This window comes from Devosia sp. MC521 (assembly GCF_014127105.1).
In the GTDB taxonomy this organism is placed as follows: domain Bacteria; phylum Pseudomonadota; class Alphaproteobacteria; order Rhizobiales; family Devosiaceae; genus Devosia.
The window spans coordinates 3,314,532-3,330,712 of the sequence record NZ_CP059902.1 but is presented as its reverse complement, the minus strand read 5'-3'; the positions used below and the strand labels follow the sequence as shown (position 1 = coordinate 3,330,712).

Here is a 16,181-nt window from a genome sequence, read left to right as displayed (position 1 = left end):
CCGTCGCCATTTGATTGGGATCAAATGTTTTCGCGGTTTTTCGCGCGGGCAATGGTCAGCGTCGCCCCAATTGACGCCGCCATAATCGCCACCATGCCGATGGTCTGCAATACGCTCAATCGCTCGCCCAAGATAACCAGCCCCGAGATTGCCGCCAAAGCGGGTTGCCCGCTCATCAAAATCCCAAAGAGCCGCGCTGGAATATGGGGCAGGGCCACCATATCAAGCGCATAGGGAATAGCGCTCGACATCAGCGCCACAGTGATAGCGAGCGGCAGGATCGAGACATCAAACAGCGCCGGCCCCGCCGTCATAAGTCCAAAGGGCAGGGCGATGATAGCGGCCGTGCCAACACCGAGTGCTGCAATATGGGGCCCGCCGCCGGTCCCCGCCCGCTGCCCAAAGACAATATAGCCCGCCCAACACGCGCCTGCTGCCAGAGCGAGCAACACCCCGATAATCGAAATATCGTCACCGCTTCCGCCCCAGGGGATTAGCGAACCAAAACCGATCAGCGCCAAAACGATCCAGAAGAAATCGAGTGGCTTTCGCGCGCCAAAAAGCGCGACCGCCAGTGGCCCGGTGAACTCGAGGGCAACCGCCAACCCCAGCGGAATGTGTTCTAGCGCCGCGTAGAAGAAGAGGTTCATCGCGCCCATGGAAACGCCATAAAGCAGAACCGCCCGCCACTGTTTCCCATCGAGCTTAAACCGCCAGGGGCGGAAAATGGCGATGAGAACAACGGCGGCAATGGTCAGCCGCAGCGCCGTTGCCCCCGGCGCGCCCACCAGCGGAAACAGCATTTTGGCAAAGCTGGCCCCGGTTTGGGTAAAGGCCATGCCGAGCGCGACGAGAAGTACCGGGAGAGCGATGGAATTGGGCCGCACAACACTGCCTAAGACGAGGTGACGAACAGCTCTAGCATTGAAACTGTGCCGCGTCATGGTCTGCCCTCGCGCTTACCCTTGCGAGAAACGCCACCCAGCCGATTGACCGCAGCCGCTCCAGTCTTTAGCCCTGTTAAGAGGAGAACAAAGGAGGAATGCTCATGGAATATCGTCAACTGGGCCGATCAGGCCTCAAGGTCTCGGTTATGACCATGGGCACAATGACTTTCGGCGGCAGCGAAAAGATTGGCCATGCCGACGTCAATGCCGCCGCGCGGCAAGTGGACATGTGCCTCGACGCTGGGATCAATCTCTACGACACAGCCAATGTCTACAATGCTGGCGTCTCCGAAGAAATCTTGGGCGAAGTGCTCGCGCAAAATGGTCGGCGCGACAAGGCGCTTGTCGCCACCAAGGTGCGCTTCAGAATGGGCGATGGGCCCAATCAGGCTGGGCTGTCGCGCCACCACATTATCGAGCAATGCAAGGCGAGCCTGAAACGGCTCAAGACCGATTACATTGACCTTTATCAGGTCCATGAGTGGGACGGGCTGACCCCCATCGAGGAAACCATGGAGGCACTGGATACGCTCGTGCGCCACGGTCATGTTCGCTACATCGGCTGTTCGAACTATTCCGGCTGGCACATCATGAAAGCGCTCATGGCCAGCGAAAAGCGCGGCAGCGAACGCTTTGTGTCCCAGCAAATTCACTACTCGCTGCATTCGCGCGATGCCGAATATGAACTGGTCCCTGTTTCGCACGATCAGGGCCTTGGCATTCTCGTGTGGTCCCCGCTGGCGGGCGGCCTGCTCTCGGGCAAATATCGTCGCGATGGAGGCCCGGAAAGTGGTCGCCATGTCGGCGGTTTCCGCGAGCCTCCGGTTTACGATTGGGAAAAGCTCTATTCCATCATCGATGTGCTCATTGAAATCGCCGAACAGCGCGGCGTCTCCGGGGCGCAAGTGGCGTTGGCTTGGCTGCTGGGCCGTCCCGGCGTCACCTCGGTGATCATTGGCGGTCGCAACGAAGCCCAATTTGCCGACAATATTGCCGCCGCAAGGCTCACCCTCTCGAGCGAAGAACGAGCGCGGCTCGACAAGGCCAGCCAACCGCCGCTGCTCTATCCTTATTGGCATCAAAGCTTTACAGCGCAGGATCGACTGGGCCCCGCCGATTGGGGTCTTATTCGTCCCTATGCTGAGGAGCTCAAGCGTGGTTGATCTGGTTTTTGCCGCGCCGCAGCCGGTGCTTGTGCCTGTCGCCGATGGGCGCTTTTTTCCGGTGCGCCGCGTTTATTGCGTGGGCCGAAACTACGCTGAGCACGTCAAAGAGATGGGCAATGATCTGCGCGATCCGCCCTTCTTCTTTGAAAAGCCAGCGGACGCGGTGGTCATTGACGACGCCCCAATCGCCTATCCGCCGCAAACCGTTGATTTCCATCATGAGGTCGAGCTGGTTGTTGCCATTGGCAAAGACGGCGAGAACATTGCTGAGGCCGATGCGCTAGCCCATGTGTTTGGCTATGCGGTGGGTCTCGACATGACGCGCCGCGACCTCCAAGCCCAAGCGAAAAAGCAGGGGCGGCCGTGGACAATGGCCAAAGGCTTTGATCAGTCTGCGCCAATTGGGCGGGTTGTGCCCGCTGCGCAAATCGGCCATCTCCAAGCCGGTGCCATTACGCTCAAGGTCAATGGCGCGCTGCGCCAATCGGGTGATTTGTCTGAACAGATTTGGTCCGTTCCCGAGACCATTTCCTATCTCAGCCAATTCATTGCCCTCAAAGCAGGCGATCTGATTATGACCGGAACACCGGCAGGCGTTGGAGCGGTGGTGAAAGGCGATGTTCTCGAAGGTGCTATTGCAGGCCTTGGGACCATCAAAGCGGAGATCATTTAATGCCACCCGTCTGGTCTGCTCAGCAGGACGCAGCACTTATCGCTGTTTCAAATTGGCTTAAGGACAAAAACGCTCCGCAAGTCTTTCGCCTGTTTGGTTGGGCCGGCACGGGCAAGTCAACGCTGGCCGTGCACTTAGCGCAAGACGTGCGCTCGGTGCGCTATGCAGCTTTCACCGGCAAGGCTGCGATGGTCATGCGCAAGCGCGGCTGCAAGGGCGCGCAAACCATCCATTCGCTGATCTATACGCTGGTCTCGGACGATAATGGCGAGCCGCGCTTTGCGCTCGATCCCGAAAGCGGGGCAGCCGACGCCGACCTCATCGTCATCGACGAGGTTTCGATGGTCGATCAGCAGCTTGCAATCGACCTCTTGTCCTTCGGTACCAAGGTTTTGGTTCTCGGCGACCCCTTTCAGCTGCCGCCAGTGCAGGGCGCAGGCTTTTTTACCGATGTCGAACCCGACATCATGCTCACCGAAATTCACCGCCAGGCCGCCGATAATCCGATCATCCGCCTTTCGATGGCAGTGCGTGAAGGGGGCTATCTGGAACACGGCACCTATGGTGAGAGCTGCGTTGTCACCCGTGCTCAGGTTGATCGTGACGCGGTGATGGAGGCCGATCAGGTTCTGGTTGGGCGCAATAAAACGCGTCTGACCTATAATGATCGTATCCGCGAGCTAAAGGGCCTGCCCTTCCATGAGCCCGTCCTTGGCGACCGAATGGTGTGCCTGCGCAACAATCCGCGTAAACGCCTCCTCAACGGTCAAATCTGGATCGTCTCGGAAGCTTGGAAGCGCAACGCTGGCAAGTGGACGCTTCTCCTCGTTGATGATGAAGGCAAGGGCGAAGCCAAGGTCCTCACGCACAAGGCGTTCTTTGCGGGTGAGGAAGACGCTATGGCGTGGACCGAGCGCCGCCAGTTTGACGAGTTCACCTTTGGCTATTGCCTCACCGTCCATAAGGCGCAGGGCAGCCAGTGGGACAATGTCTATCTCTTCGATGAAAGCCATGTCTTCCGCGAGGAGCGCGCGCGCTGGCTTTATACGGCGATTACCCGGGCCGCTGAAAAGATAACCATCGTCAGCGGCTAAGGTCGCCATTCGGCCGCGCCAGAGTCAAAGTTCAGTCATGTTTTCCGCATCTATGGGGGCAGGGCCTAAGCTTGCCCGCGCGTATCGCCTTGGGCCGATGCTCGCTTGAACTTGAGGTTTTGATCCCTCATTGTGAACTTTGAAATCGCGAAAAGCCGGAGGCGCAGATGCACCACGAGTCCCCATTGATCACGACGATCGTAGCGGGTTTGGTGCTAGCCTATATCTTCGGCATGATCGCCAATCGGTTCAAAATGCCCCCTTTGGTGGGCTACTTGTTTGCCGGTATTCTCGTCGGTCCCTTCACGCCCGGCTTTGTTGCCGATCAGAAAATCGGGGCCGAACTGGCTGAAATGGGCGTTATCCTCCTCATGTTCGGGGTGGGCCTCCATTTCTCTCTCAAAGACCTGATGAGTGTCCGCAATATCGCCATTCCCGGCGCTGTGGTGCAGATCGCCTCGGCCACGATTCTGGGTGCGGGCTTGGGCCTTCTCTTGGGCTGGAGCCTTGGCGCGGCCCTGCTCTTTGGCTTGGCGCTGTCCGTGGCGTCCACCGTCGTGCTGCTTAAGGCGCTGCAAGATCGGCGCTTGCTGGAGAGCGAACGCGGGCGGATTGCTGTTGGCTGGTTGATTGTCGAAGATCTGGCCATGGTTCTCGCCCTGGTGTTGGTTCCCGCTATCGCCAGTGTCAGCGGCACGACAACGGGCGTGCACGATCCGTTCGTCTCCTTCGTTACCCGTATTCTGGGCGTTGATATCGGCATCTGGGGCGTGCTCGTCCTGACCTTTATCAAGGTGGCCGCTTTCGTTGGCTTCATGCTTGTCGTGGGGCGACGCATTATCCCTTGGGCGCTGCACACCACGGCCCACACCGGCAGCCGCGAGTTGTTCCGTCTCGCCGTGTTGGCAATTGCCTTGGGTGTTGCCCTCGGCTCGGCCATGCTCTTTGGCGTGTCACTGGCGCTTGGGGCCTTCTTCGCGGGCATGATCTTGGCTGAGAGCGAGCTTTCTCACCGCGCTGCCAACGAAACCTTGCCGCTACGCGACGCGTTCTCGGTGCTCTTCTTTGTCTCGGTCGGCATGCTGTTCGACCCGGCCATCCTTTTGGCGCAGCCGTTCCAAGTTCTCGCCACCGTTTTCATCATTATGGTGGGCAAGTCTCTTGCCGCCTTCGGGATCGTGCTGCTGTTCCGTCGCCCCGTCGGCACTGCCCTCACCATTTCGGCCTCGCTGGCGCAAATTGGTGAGTTCTCCTTCATTCTTGCCAGCATGGGCGTGGCTCTGGCCATTCTCCCCACCGAGGCGAAAGACCTTATTCTTGCGGGCGCGCTGATCTCCATTTTGCTCAACCCGGTGGCTTTCTGGGCTAACGATCTTATTCGTCCCAAGCTTGAAGCGCGCTTTGGCAAGCCGCTGGGCGAAGACAAGTCCAGTGTCCCAGCCTCCGGACGTCACGAGCCCTCCTTGGCTGCAACAGGCCCTGCGACAACCGACATCCCAACCGCCGCAGGCCTTGATCGCGGAGCGCTTGGCGCTGACGACGATACTGCAGAGCCATCCACTCAAACCGAGCACACAGTTCTGGTTGGCTACGGCGAAGTGGGGCGCGTGATCGCCCAAGGCATCAAGGCTGAGGGCGGTGGCGTGGTTGTCATCGAGGATTCTGATCACGACGTCGCTGCCGCGCGTAGCGAAGGCTTTGAAGTGGTGGTCGGGAATGCGGCGCACCAAGACGTGTTGAAGCTCGCCAATCTCGCGCAAGCCAAGACACTTCTCGTTGCCATCTCCAATGCCTTTGAAGCGGGCAGTGTGTGCGAGAGCTCAGCCAAGCTCAACCCAAGTATCCAGATCATCGCTCGCGCTTATTCCGACGAGGAAGAGAGTTTTCTGCGCGGGTTGGGGGCCAGTACGATCATTCGCGGCGAGCGCGAAATTGGTCGGGGCTTTTTGGATGTGCTGCGTGCCGCAGGCGCCATTACTAAGGCACCGATGAAGGAAGCGCATTCCGCCGTGCTCAAATACGCCGCCCTCGGTGAGGACGAGCTGCCAACTGTGGCTCTGGCATTACTGGACGCTCAAGAGCCGCATCGCGATGCCGATAGAATTGAGCCGCTTGTCGATGCCGAAACCACAGCTGAAACGGTGCCCGTATCGGCAGCCGAGGAGGCCGTCGAAGTCGAGGCGTCAGAGCCAGTGGCACAAAATCGTCCGGCGCCCATCGAAATCGAAGTTTTGACCATTGTGGAGCCCATAAGTGCCGGCACAGTGCCACAAATAGGCCCATCAGAGGCCCCTCGTTTACCGCCTGCTGAAATAACCGTGATCGAAACGGTTGACGAACCCGTCGCGACGGAGGAGGCTTCACCAGAGGATGCAACTGCATCTGAAGGTTCCGAGGAGACCTCGACGAATGATGACGTGCCGGTGGTTAAACCAGAGACCAAAGACTGATAAGGCCCGGCGCGCATTATGATTTCTCAAAAGGCCAAATACGCCTTGCGCGCTCTGGTTGCTCTCGCCCGCACCGCTCCGGGCGAGACCCGTATGATCGGCGAAATCTCCCGCGATCAGGCCATCCCAAAAAAGTTCCTGGAGCAAATTCTCTTGGAATTAAAACGGGCTGGCATCGTCACCAGCCGCCGCGGACGCATGGGCGGATACGGGCTTGTGCGTGCGCCATCGGAGATTACCTACGGAGAAGTACTTAGGCTAATCGATGGTCCAATCGCCCCGCTCCCCTGCCTTTCAAAGATCGCTTATCGCAAGTGCGTTGATTGCCAGGATGAAGCGTCCTGCGAAATTCGACATGTTTTTGAACGGGTTACACTCGCAACGCGTGAAGTTCTGGATCGCACCAGCCTCGCGGACTCGCTCAATCTGGCTGATATCGAAATCGACGCTGTAGCCTAACGGTCCGCGAGAAAACTCTTTGCGAAATCAAGGAGTTCAGGTCGTGTCACCACGACGAAAGCAATGGCGGCCAAAGCCGCGATCGCCAGAATGCCCAAGAGATGCTTGAACACTGAGAAAATGAGCCAAGCCGCAGCGATGCCCGCTGCGGCCAGGATAATTAGTGTGGTTGTATCGGTAGTTATGGCGTGACGCTCCGGCTAAAGGCCGAACCAATCAGCCAAATACAACCGTTTTACGGCCATTGAGCATCACGCGGTTTTCCAAATGGAATTTCACCGCACGCGCCAGAACGCGGCTTTCGATATCGCGGCCAGCGGCCACCAGATCATCAGCGCTCAGGGCATGAGTCACGCGGGCAGTTTCCTGCTCGATAATCGGACCTTCATCGAGGTCTGGCGTGACGTAATGCGCTGTAGCGCCAATGATTTTCACGCCACGCTCATGCGCCTGATGGTAGGGCTTGGCGCCCTTAAAGCTCGGCAGGAACGAGTGGTGGATGTTGATGACCTGACCGAACAGACGGGTCGAGAGCTTGTCCGACAGCACTTGCATATAGCGGGCGAGCACGACAAGATCAGCGCCACTGTCGCGCACAATCTCAAGTACCTTGGCTTCTTGATCGGCCTTGGTGTCTTTGGTCACAGGCAGGTAATGGTATGGAATCCCTGCATCTTCTGCGATCTTGCGCGCATCTTCATGGTTCGAAACGATCGCTGCAACGTCGGCATTTAGCCAGCCCACACGGATCTGGTAGAGCAGGTGCAAGAGCGTGTGGTCGAACTTTGAAACCATGATCACGATACGCTTGCGAATGCTCTCGTCGCTCAACGCGGTTTGCATATCGAAGCGAGCGATTGGCGATTTCAGCGCATTTTCAATAGCTTCGCGGCTCAGCCCATCCGGTGCGGTAAAGGCGATGCGCATAAAGAAGCGACCGGTTTCCTTATCCCAGAACTGATTGCTCTCAGCGATATTGGCATTCAGGCCCGCCAGTTCTGTTGTGACGGCAGCCACAATACCCGGACGGTCGATGCAGGATAGGGTCAGAACAAAATTAGCCGAGGACACGGCAAGCCTCCAAAATATTTGCATTGGGGTATCAATGCCTAAAGCCCCCACGTCAAGCCCAACAAAAAGGGCCACCCCTAAGAGTGGCCCTTCCCGAGTTAATCAGTCTCTGGGACTGCGGAGGTGTGCTAGCCGAGATCACTCCCAGTCAAAGCACGAAAACCGGAGCTCGAGAGAACTAAAACCTCAAAAGACACTGGATCACCTCCTTATAACAGGTTGAACATAATAGGAGTGTGCCCTCAAAGTTCTGATCTGTCTAGTCCGGCGAGTAATGGGCGGTTGGGCCAAGAAAAAACCCGCTCGGAAGCGGGTTTTAACAAGGTTACGCACGAGCCTTTTTCTTGGGTCGTCCGCGCAATTGCAACAAGGTTGCCAGCAGTACACCCGCCGCAACAATGCCAATTATTATGGTCGCAAGCGCATTTACGTCAGGCGACACGCCAAGGCGGACCTTGGAGAAAATCACCATTGGCAGGGTCGACGAGCCTGGGCCCGAGACAAAGCTGGCGATCACAAGATCGTCGAGCGAGAGGGTGAAGCCCAAGAGCCAACCCGATACGAGGGCCGGCGCAATGATCGGCAAGGTTACGTCAAAGAAGGTGCGAACAGGGCTCGCGCCCAGATCCATCGCTGCTTCTTCAAGGCTCCGGTCGAAATCAGCAAGGCGCGACTGAACCACAACGCAGACATAGGCCGTACAGAACGTGGCGTGGGCGATGACGATGGTCATCATCCCGCGACCGCGCGGCCAACCCAGCATGGATTCCATGGCCACGAAGAGCAAAAGCAGCGACAGGCCCGTGATCACGTCAGGCATGACCAGCGGGGCCGACACCATTCCTGAGAACAGTGTACGGCCCTTAAAGCGGCGGAAGCGCACGAGCGCCACTGCCGCAAGCGTGCCGAGCACAAGCGCTATTGTTGCTGCAAGTGCTGCGATCTGTAGGCTCAGCCAGGCAGCACCCAAGAGCTGCGGGTCGTTAAAGAGCGCGGAGTACCACTTGGTCGAAAAGCCCGACCAAACCGTGACGAGGCTGCTTTCGTTGAACGAGAAGATGACCAGCGACACGATTGGCGCATAGAGGAAGGAGAAGCCAAGTGCTGCGGCGATGGGCAAAAACCATCCACGTGAGAACATCTTACTTCTCCACCATTGAGCTTTGCACCTTTTGGAGGAGCATGATGGGAACGACGACGACAAGCAGCATGGCGCAGGCGACAGCTGCAGCTCGCGGCCAGTTGGCGGCGGTGAAGAACTCGTCCCACAACACGCGGCCGATCATGAGTGTTTCAGGACCGCCCAAGAGCGAGGGAATGACGAACTCGCCAATGGCTGGAATGAACACCAGCATCGACCCCGCGATAATGCCCGGCAGCGAGAGCGGCAGGGTAACCGTGAGGAAAGTCAGCACAGGGCGCGCGCCAAGGTCTGCTGCGGCCTCGAACAGTGAGCTGTCGAGCTTCACCAGCGTCGTATAGAGCGGCAGGATCATAAAGGGCAGGTAGGTGTAAACAATGCCGACATAGACGGCAAAGTCGGTCTGCATCATCACCAGAGGCGGAATGCCGAACATGCCCAAGAACTGGTTGATGACGCCATTGCCACGCATAAAGCCCGAGAGGGCATAAACACGCAGCAGGAAGGATGTGAAGAACGGCAGAACCACCAACATCAGCAAGATGTTGCGCCACCGGTCGGGCGCACGCGCAATGGCATAGGCCATTGGGTAGCCAACGAACAGCGTGATCACCGTTGCGATCGCGGCAATCCGGATCGAGCTCAGGTAAGCTGCGATATAAAGATTATCGGTGAAAAGCCGGATGTAGTTGCTCAAATGCAGGGTGAGCTGCACGGTGCCGTCTTCGGTGCTCAGGAGTGCTGAATAGGGCGGACGGCCGAATTGCTTGGTCGCCAGCGAGATGCCGAAAACAACCGCGAGTGGCACCAGAAAGAAGATGAACAGCCAAAGCGCAGGAGCGGCCAACACCAGCATGCGGCCGGTGATGCCCACTTTACGCAATGAGCGCTCAACCGCGTTCCAGGGTTTTAGCCGTCGGGGCGGAGGGATGGTTGGTTCGTGAGCTGAAGTCATGCTCGGACCCCTCGCTGGAAAACAACAAAAGGGGTGATCATACTGTTAGCACCGAACCGGCGTTGTCATCCCAGGTGATGTAGACCTTCTCTTCCCATGTAATCGCGTCTGGATTGCCGCGCACGGAATTGGTCTGGCTCACACGGACGCGTTTGCCGCTTTCCAGCTCCACCTGATAAACCGAGATGTCGCCCAAATAAGCGATTTCTTCGACTACGCCAGTGGTGACGTTGGCGCCGAAATGGCCTTCGGGCTTTTCACGGCTCAGCGACATTTTTTCTGGGCGGATGGCCCACCACAAAATCTGATCTGGTGCGCAGTCGACCCCGTGGCCGACGTAAATATCGCAGCCCAATTCCTTGGAGCGGATACGCACGTGGTCTGGCTCGTCTTCGGTGACAGTGCCTTCGACCATATTGGCAGAGCCAATGAAACTCGCGACAAAACGGGAGTTTGGATATTCGTAGATGTCAGTTGGTTCGCCGATCATGGCGATTTCGCCTTGGTTCATCACCCCTATGCGGGTGGCCAAGGTCATGGCTTCTTCCTGGTCGTGGGTCACGACGATGAAGGTAACGCCAAGCGATTCCTGGATTTTGACCAACTCGAACTGGGTTTCCTCGCGCAGCTTCTTGTCGAGCGCGCCAAGAGGTTCGTCGAGGAGCAAGAGTTTTGGCCGCTTAGCCAGAGCACGCGCGAGGGCAACGCGCTGGCGCTGACCACCGGAAAGCTGGTGCGGCTTGCGCTTGCCATAGTCCTGCAACTTCACCAATGCGAGAAGTTCAGCGACACGGGCAGTGATCTCATCCTTGGGCAGGTGATCGCGCTTGAGGCCGTAGGCTATATTCTGTTCGACCGTCATGTGCGGGAACAGAGCATAGCTCTGGAACATCATATTGATGGGACGGTTATAGGGCGGGACATTGGTCATGTCCTGGCCGTCGATCTCGATGGTGCCCGAGGTTGGCATTTCAAAGCCTGCGAGCATGCGCAAAAGCGTCGACTTGCCCGAGCCTGAACCGCCCAGAAGGCAGAAGAGTTCAGAACGATAGATGTCGAGCGACACGTCATTGACAGCAGTGACGTCGCCAAACTTCTTGGTCACATTTTTAATGCGAACGAAGGGCTTATTATTACCAGTATCGCGCCATGGGCGCGTATCGACTGCAAGCTGCGGCTTCTTGGCCATTGACGCTCTGCAACTCTACTGACGGCCACCTGCCGTCATCTTCAGCGCTGCCGACTTCTCCGTTTAAGGCAAAAATCGGTACTCGAAAACAACGCCAGGGGAGGGTGTTCGAAGACATTCGAAAACCGGGCTGGCAATGGTTGAAGGGGCGGTCGAAACCGCCCCTTCGCAAAACTTGTTACTGACCCGTTTTGATGCGGGTCCAAGTGCGGGTCAAGACCTCTTCGTACTCTGGAGAGTGCGCAGACATCACAAAAGCTTCGGCCAGCACTTCTGCAGGCGGATAAATGCCCGGATTGTTCTTCACTTCATCGTCTACAAACTCAAGAGCCGGCAGGTTTGGGTTGGCGTAGAACACATAATTGGTGATCTCAGCCACAACTTCTGGGCGCAGGATGTAGTCGATAAACTTGTGGGCATTTTCCTTGTGCGGTGCGTCCGCAGGAATCTCCATGAAGTCGAACAGCGTTGCTGCACCTTCCTTGGGGATCAGGTAGTTGACTTCAACGCCACGATTGGCTTCGGCTGCCGCGTCCGAGGCAATGAAGATGTCGCCCGAGTAGCCGAGGGCCAAGCAGATTTCGCCGTTGCCCAGATCGTCGATATACTGCGACGAGTGGAAGTAACGGATGTGCGGCTTCACCGAGTTGAGCAGAGCTTCGGCCTTGGCGAGGTCTTCCTCAGATTCCGAATTGGCGTCGATGCCGAGGTAGTTCAGCGCAATACCCATGACTTCAGACGGGCTGTCGAGAACGGCAACACCGCAAGAGGCCAGCTTTGATACCACGTCAGGCTTGAACAACAGATCCCAGCTGTCGATTGGCGCGTCGGCACCCAGAGCTTCCGCCAGCTTGGCGCTGTTGTAACCCAGACCGATCGTGTTGATCATGTAGGGAACCGCGTGGGCATTGTCTGGATCGTGGCGTGCGGCCTGTTCCATAACGACCGGATCAAGATTGCCCAGATTGGTCAGCTTGGATTTATCGAGTGGGGCGATCAGGCCGAACTTAATCTGACGTTCAACGAAATTGCCCGACGGCACGACGATGTCATAGCCCGAATTGCCAGCAAGGAGCTTGGCGTCGACGATTTCGTTGCTGTCATAAACGTCGTAGTTCACCTTGATGCCAGTTTCCTTTTCGAAATTGGCGATGGTGTCTTCGGCGATATAATCGGACCAGTTGTAGACGTTGAGCACTGGCTCTTCCTGCGCAAAGACAGGGCTAGCAGCCAAGAGAGCACCCAGGGCAATGGCGAGTGGCTTGTTCATGGATCAGTCTCCTATTGGGACCTTTTGAGGCGATGGTCTGTCTGACGCGACAGCTGGTTTAGCGGCGTAACGCTTGGGTCGCGGAAAAGCCCCGCGACTTGCCCCGGCACCTCATCTTTGAGAGCTCGGAAAATGTGAAATTGGAAATGTGAATCGAGAAGTCGTCCGCTCGTCAGAGCGGTTGGTCAACGCTGCCATTGTCCCGGAGCCGGGCGTATATCGAGGCGCAAAGTGCGCGCCATCAACAATAGACGTGTTCAGCGAAGTAACCTTTCCCTCAGGATCATCGCGAAATTAGCAGAATTGGGCCCGCCGGCAAGGCGGTGTAAGCGAAGTTTTTGCACCTCTTGACCCATTTGTTGCCCAAGCGCAAAAGCTAGTATGGCAGTGCTGGCCTTTTGCGGCACCCACAGGGTTGGGAATAGGGAATATCCATGGACGGGAAAGCCTATCTATCGGTCTCGGGCGAGGTGAAATCGGCGCTGGCGAAGGGTCTGCCAGTTGTTGCTCTCGAATCGACAATCATCACCCATGGCATGCCCTATCCGCAGAACCTGGCCATGGCGCGGGATGTCGAAGATGTCGTGCGTAAAGCAGGCGCCGTCCCAGCGACGATCGCCATTATGGACGGCCGACTATGCGTTGGTGTTTCTGGCGATGACTTGGAACGCTTAGCGGTAGAAGGTCACAGGGCAGCCAAAGCCAGCCGTCGTGACGTTGCCGCACTATTGGCGAGTGGGGAGATGGCGGGCACAACTGTTGCCACCACCATGCAGATTGCAGCGCTTGCCGGAATTGCCATTTTCGCGACTGGCGGCATCGGTGGGGTGCATCGCGGTGCCGAGGACAGTTTTGATATTTCGGCAGACCTAGAAGAGCTCGGCAACACCCCTGTGACGGTCATCTGTGCAGGCGCGAAATCCATTCTGGATATCGCCAAGACACTCGAGGTTTTGGAAACCAATGGTGTGCCCGTGCTTGGCTTTGGAACCGATGATTTTCCGGCATTTTGGGCCCGGACCAGTGGGTTCAAGGTCGACCATCGATTTGATACTGCCGCAGCAGTTGCGAAAATGCTGTCCATTCAATCTGATCTGGAAATGGGTGGGGTGCTGATTGCCAATCCTATCCCCGAAGCGGACGCATGGGAGCCAGAGGCAATTGAAGCCTTCATCACGCAGGCTTTGGCTGACGCGGAAACGCAGGGCGTTGCTGGCAAGGCGACCACGCCCTTTCTGTTGACGCGGATCTTTGAGCTGACCGAGGGACGGTCGTTGGCCTCAAACATTGCCCTCGTCAAAAACAATGCCCGAGTTGCAGCAGAAATTGCGGTCGAACTAGCGGCGATCGAAGCCAATAAGGCGAGCGTGCATCGCCCATGAGCTTGAAGGTCCTCGTCGTCGGCGACGTGATGACCGACATAATTGTCAAACCTGAGGGCCCCATAGTGTGGGGCTCTGATCGACGCGCGAAAATTCGTAATCGCCCCGGCGGTTCCGGAGCCAATCAGGCTGTGTGGCTTGGTGCCGCCGGCGTGCCCGTCAAGTTTGTTGCGCGGGTCGGGCAGGACGACTTGGCCACGCACGAGCGCTATTTTGCGCGCTTTGGTGTTGATGCCCATTTGGCTGGCGATGCTGAGTTTGATTCAGGCATCCTCGTGACGCTGCTGGATCAGAACGGCGAGCGTAGCTTTCTCACCGACCGTGGGGCCAACCTCAACCTATGCTCAGATGATATGTCCGAAACCGTTTTGGACGAGGTCGGGCTCGTCTTGATCTCGGGCTATAGTCTGTTTTCGCCGGGGCCGAGGCAAGCCGTGCGGCTTCTGCTCGACCAAGCACGCGCGCGCCAAATTCCAATTGCTGTCGACCCAGCCTCGGTTGGATTTCTGGCCGAGATTGGCCCCAGTCAGTTTATGGCTTGGGTCGGCTCATGTGATTGGATATTTGCCAATGACAGCGAGGCAGAGGTTTTGACAGGGCATGCTGATTTTGAGCGGCAAGTCGCGATACTCGCTAAAACCTTCCGAAATGTCGTTATTAAACGCGGTCGGTTCGGGGCGGTGTTGGGTGCGACAGAGGGGATTGTGCTGAGCCTTCCGGCGCCTGTCGTACCGGTGGTTGATACAACCGGGGCAGGGGATGCTTTCGCGGCCGGGTTTGTTTGCGCGCTTTTGGCCGGTGCGGATGCTGCTTCGTGCCTCGGTGCTGGGATAGCTGGCGGTGCCAAAGCGGTGCAATTTGTTGGAGGCCAGCCTCAGTAAGGCTGGCCCACACAATTAGTGGTCTTCGTGAGCGTCAGCGACGCCATAGCGCCAGTAGCCTGCAGCTTTGATGTATTCAGGGTTGAAACCGCGCTCTGAGGTTAGGTGGTCGCGCACCGCGTGGGCCATGGTCACTTCACCCGCGATATAGGCATAGGCTACGCCGTCTGGCAGTGCAGCAGCAGTTACCGCGTCCGCGAGAACTGCCGTCGTACCTGCGGTCGCGCCATTGCGGTAGACATAGTGCAATGCGAGGTCCGCCTTGGTTTCAAAGCTCTGCACTTCTGCAGGGTTGTCGACCTCGAGAATGGCAATAACCTTGGCGCCTTCAGGCATTTCTTCAATGCGGCGGCCAATCGCGGGCAGCGCTGTTTCGTCGCCGACGAGCAAGTACCAGTCGAATGCGAAGGGCACGATCATCGAGCCGCGGGGCCCGCCGATAACCAGTTTGCTGCCGGGGACAGCAGAGTTTGCCCAAGTGGAGGCAGGGCCGTCGCCGTGGAGGACGAAGTCGAGTTCGATCCAGCCTTCTTCCACATTCCAATAGCGTGGGGTGTAGTCACGCATTTCAGGCCGAGTGCCAAGCGCAAATTCAGCACCACGTGGGCCAACGGGCGGAAGCTCCGGTGCCACACCTTCGGCAAAAAGGAAGGTTTTGATGTGGTCGGCGTGTCCAAGTGAAGCGAAACCTGCCATATCGCCTTCAAGACGTATGCGGCGCATGCGGGGGGTGATGTCAGTCACGGTTTTGACCGTGAGCAGACGAAGCCTGGTCTCGTGGCGAACGCGCTGCGGAGCGCGTGGGTCAATGGCGTCCATCATGTTTACTTTATTTCTGAGTTAGCGTGTCAGCAATTATCCCGTGCGGCGTCTGGGCGCAAGCACGCAAGGGGCATAGGCAAAGTGCAGATGAAACTTTATCTGGCGATTGAAAAATGGAAAATTGTCCACGAATGCGCCAATTAAATCCCCTCCTTGCCCGCTGGGTTGCACGCCATGAACCGAAAGCGGACTGGCGTATCCATCTCAAATCCACGATCGGAACAGCGCTCAGCGTCACGTTAATTGCCGGATTGGGCGTCGCCAGCGGACTGCCTTTGCTGCTCGCGCCATTGGCTCCAACCGCACTGCTCATATTTGGCCAGCCGCAAGCGCCTGGGGCTCAGCCGATTAACATTTTTGCGGGCTATTTCATTGGGGCTGTTTTTGCGGCGCTGAGCATGGTGGTTGTCCCCGAGCCTTGGTGGCTCGTTGGGCTGGCGGTGGGACTAACAATGTTGACCATGCTGGTCTTTCGGGTGTCCCATCCCCCGGCGGCGGCCGTTCCGTTGATGGTGTATACTGGCCCTGTACCAGCCTTAAACTTGTTTGGGGCGTTGCTCGCGTCCTGCATTGTTTTGGTAGTGGTTGGCATGGTCATGCACCGCCTGCCACCCCACCGGAAGCGCTATCCTTTGCCTCTATCGCAAAACATCGACTGAAAATGAAAGAAGCTCCCGCGAG

General features: G+C 57.5%; 14 protein-coding genes and 1 pseudogene. 8 read left to right on the top strand and 7 right to left on the bottom strand.

Annotation, left to right across the window (positions count from 1 at the left end; all coding sequences use genetic code 11):
* Window positions 1-20: 20 nt before the first annotated feature.
* Window positions 21-944, bottom strand: a complete 924-nt coding sequence (locus H4N61_RS16080) for an EamA family transporter (RefSeq protein ID WP_169195600.1) — start codon at window positions 942-944, stop codon at window positions 21-23.
* 104 nt (window positions 945-1,048) lie between these two features.
* On the opposite strand from H4N61_RS16080, the gene H4N61_RS16075 reads away from it, so the two are divergent.
* The 5 genes and pseudogenes from H4N61_RS16075 (at window position 1,049) to H4N61_RS16055 (ending at window position 6,789) form a co-directional block, all read left to right on the top strand.
* Window positions 1,049-2,110: an aldo/keto reductase gene (locus H4N61_RS16075; protein ID WP_169195599.1), complete on the top strand. Its 1,062-nt coding sequence runs from the start codon at window positions 1,049-1,051 to the stop codon at window positions 2,108-2,110.
* Window positions 2,103-2,786, top strand: a complete 684-nt coding sequence (locus H4N61_RS16070) for a fumarylacetoacetate hydrolase family protein (RefSeq protein ID WP_248306535.1) — start codon at window positions 2,103-2,105, stop codon at window positions 2,784-2,786. Before H4N61_RS16075 ends, H4N61_RS16070 begins: the two co-directional genes overlap by 8 nt.
* A complete protein-coding gene (locus H4N61_RS16065; RefSeq protein WP_182394466.1) occupies window positions 2,786-3,880 on the top strand; it encodes an AAA family ATPase in 1,095 nt (364 codons plus the stop codon). Before H4N61_RS16070 ends, H4N61_RS16065 begins: the two co-directional genes overlap by 1 nt.
* Window positions 3,881-4,047: 167 nt before the next feature.
* Window positions 4,048-5,838, top strand: a pseudogene (locus H4N61_RS16060) (cation:proton antiporter); the annotation flags it as partial.
* 510 nt (window positions 5,839-6,348) lie between these two features.
* Window positions 6,349-6,789: an Rrf2 family transcriptional regulator gene (locus tag H4N61_RS16055; protein ID WP_169195595.1), complete on the top strand. Its 441-nt coding sequence runs from the start codon at window positions 6,349-6,351 to the stop codon at window positions 6,787-6,789.
* 216 nt (window positions 6,790-7,005) lie between these two features.
* Here H4N61_RS16055 and purU read toward each other — a convergent pair whose 3' ends face one another.
* The 5 genes from purU to H4N61_RS16030 form a co-directional block, all read right to left on the bottom strand.
* Window positions 7,006-7,860, bottom strand: coding sequence for a formyltetrahydrofolate deformylase (gene purU, locus H4N61_RS16050; RefSeq protein WP_248306534.1), 855 nt, complete (start codon window positions 7,858-7,860; stop codon window positions 7,006-7,008).
* 325 nt (window positions 7,861-8,185) lie between these two features.
* Window positions 8,186-9,001, bottom strand: coding sequence for an ABC transporter permease subunit (locus H4N61_RS16045; RefSeq protein ID WP_169195593.1), 816 nt, complete (start codon window positions 8,999-9,001; stop codon window positions 8,186-8,188).
* 1 nt (window position 9,002) lies between these two features.
* A complete protein-coding gene (locus tag H4N61_RS16040; RefSeq protein WP_169195592.1) occupies window positions 9,003-9,956 on the bottom strand; it encodes an ABC transporter permease subunit in 954 nt (317 codons plus the stop codon).
* Between the two features lie 37 nt (window positions 9,957-9,993).
* Window positions 9,994-11,145 (bottom strand): polyamine ABC transporter ATP-binding protein, encoded by a 1,152-nt coding sequence (gene potA, locus H4N61_RS16035; protein ID WP_169195591.1) that lies wholly within the window; start codon window positions 11,143-11,145, stop codon window positions 9,994-9,996.
* A gap of 178 nt (window positions 11,146-11,323) precedes the next feature.
* Window positions 11,324-12,415, bottom strand: a complete 1,092-nt coding sequence (locus tag H4N61_RS16030; RefSeq protein WP_182394464.1) for a polyamine ABC transporter substrate-binding protein — start codon at window positions 12,413-12,415, stop codon at window positions 11,324-11,326.
* 434 nt (window positions 12,416-12,849) lie between these two features.
* On the opposite strand from H4N61_RS16030, the gene H4N61_RS16025 reads away from it, so the two are divergent.
* Window positions 12,850-13,797: a pseudouridine-5'-phosphate glycosidase gene (locus tag H4N61_RS16025; RefSeq protein ID WP_182394463.1), complete on the top strand. Its 948-nt coding sequence runs from the start codon at window positions 12,850-12,852 to the stop codon at window positions 13,795-13,797.
* Window positions 13,794-14,678: a sugar kinase gene (locus H4N61_RS16020; RefSeq protein ID WP_182394462.1), complete on the top strand. Its 885-nt coding sequence runs from the start codon at window positions 13,794-13,796 to the stop codon at window positions 14,676-14,678. The genes H4N61_RS16025 and H4N61_RS16020 overlap by 4 nt, the downstream gene beginning before the upstream one ends.
* Before the next feature lie 15 nt (window positions 14,679-14,693).
* Here the strand turns inward: H4N61_RS16020 and H4N61_RS16015 are convergent, their stop codons facing one another.
* Window positions 14,694-15,500, bottom strand: coding sequence for a siderophore-interacting protein (locus tag H4N61_RS16015; protein ID WP_248306533.1), 807 nt, complete (start codon window positions 15,498-15,500; stop codon window positions 14,694-14,696).
* Between the two features lie 131 nt (window positions 15,501-15,631).
* Here H4N61_RS16015 and H4N61_RS16010 point away from each other — a divergent pair, with 131 nt between their 5' ends.
* Window positions 15,632-16,159, top strand: coding sequence for an HPP family protein (locus H4N61_RS16010; RefSeq protein WP_182394461.1), 528 nt, complete (start codon window positions 15,632-15,634; stop codon window positions 16,157-16,159).
* Window positions 16,160-16,181 lie beyond the last annotated feature (22 nt).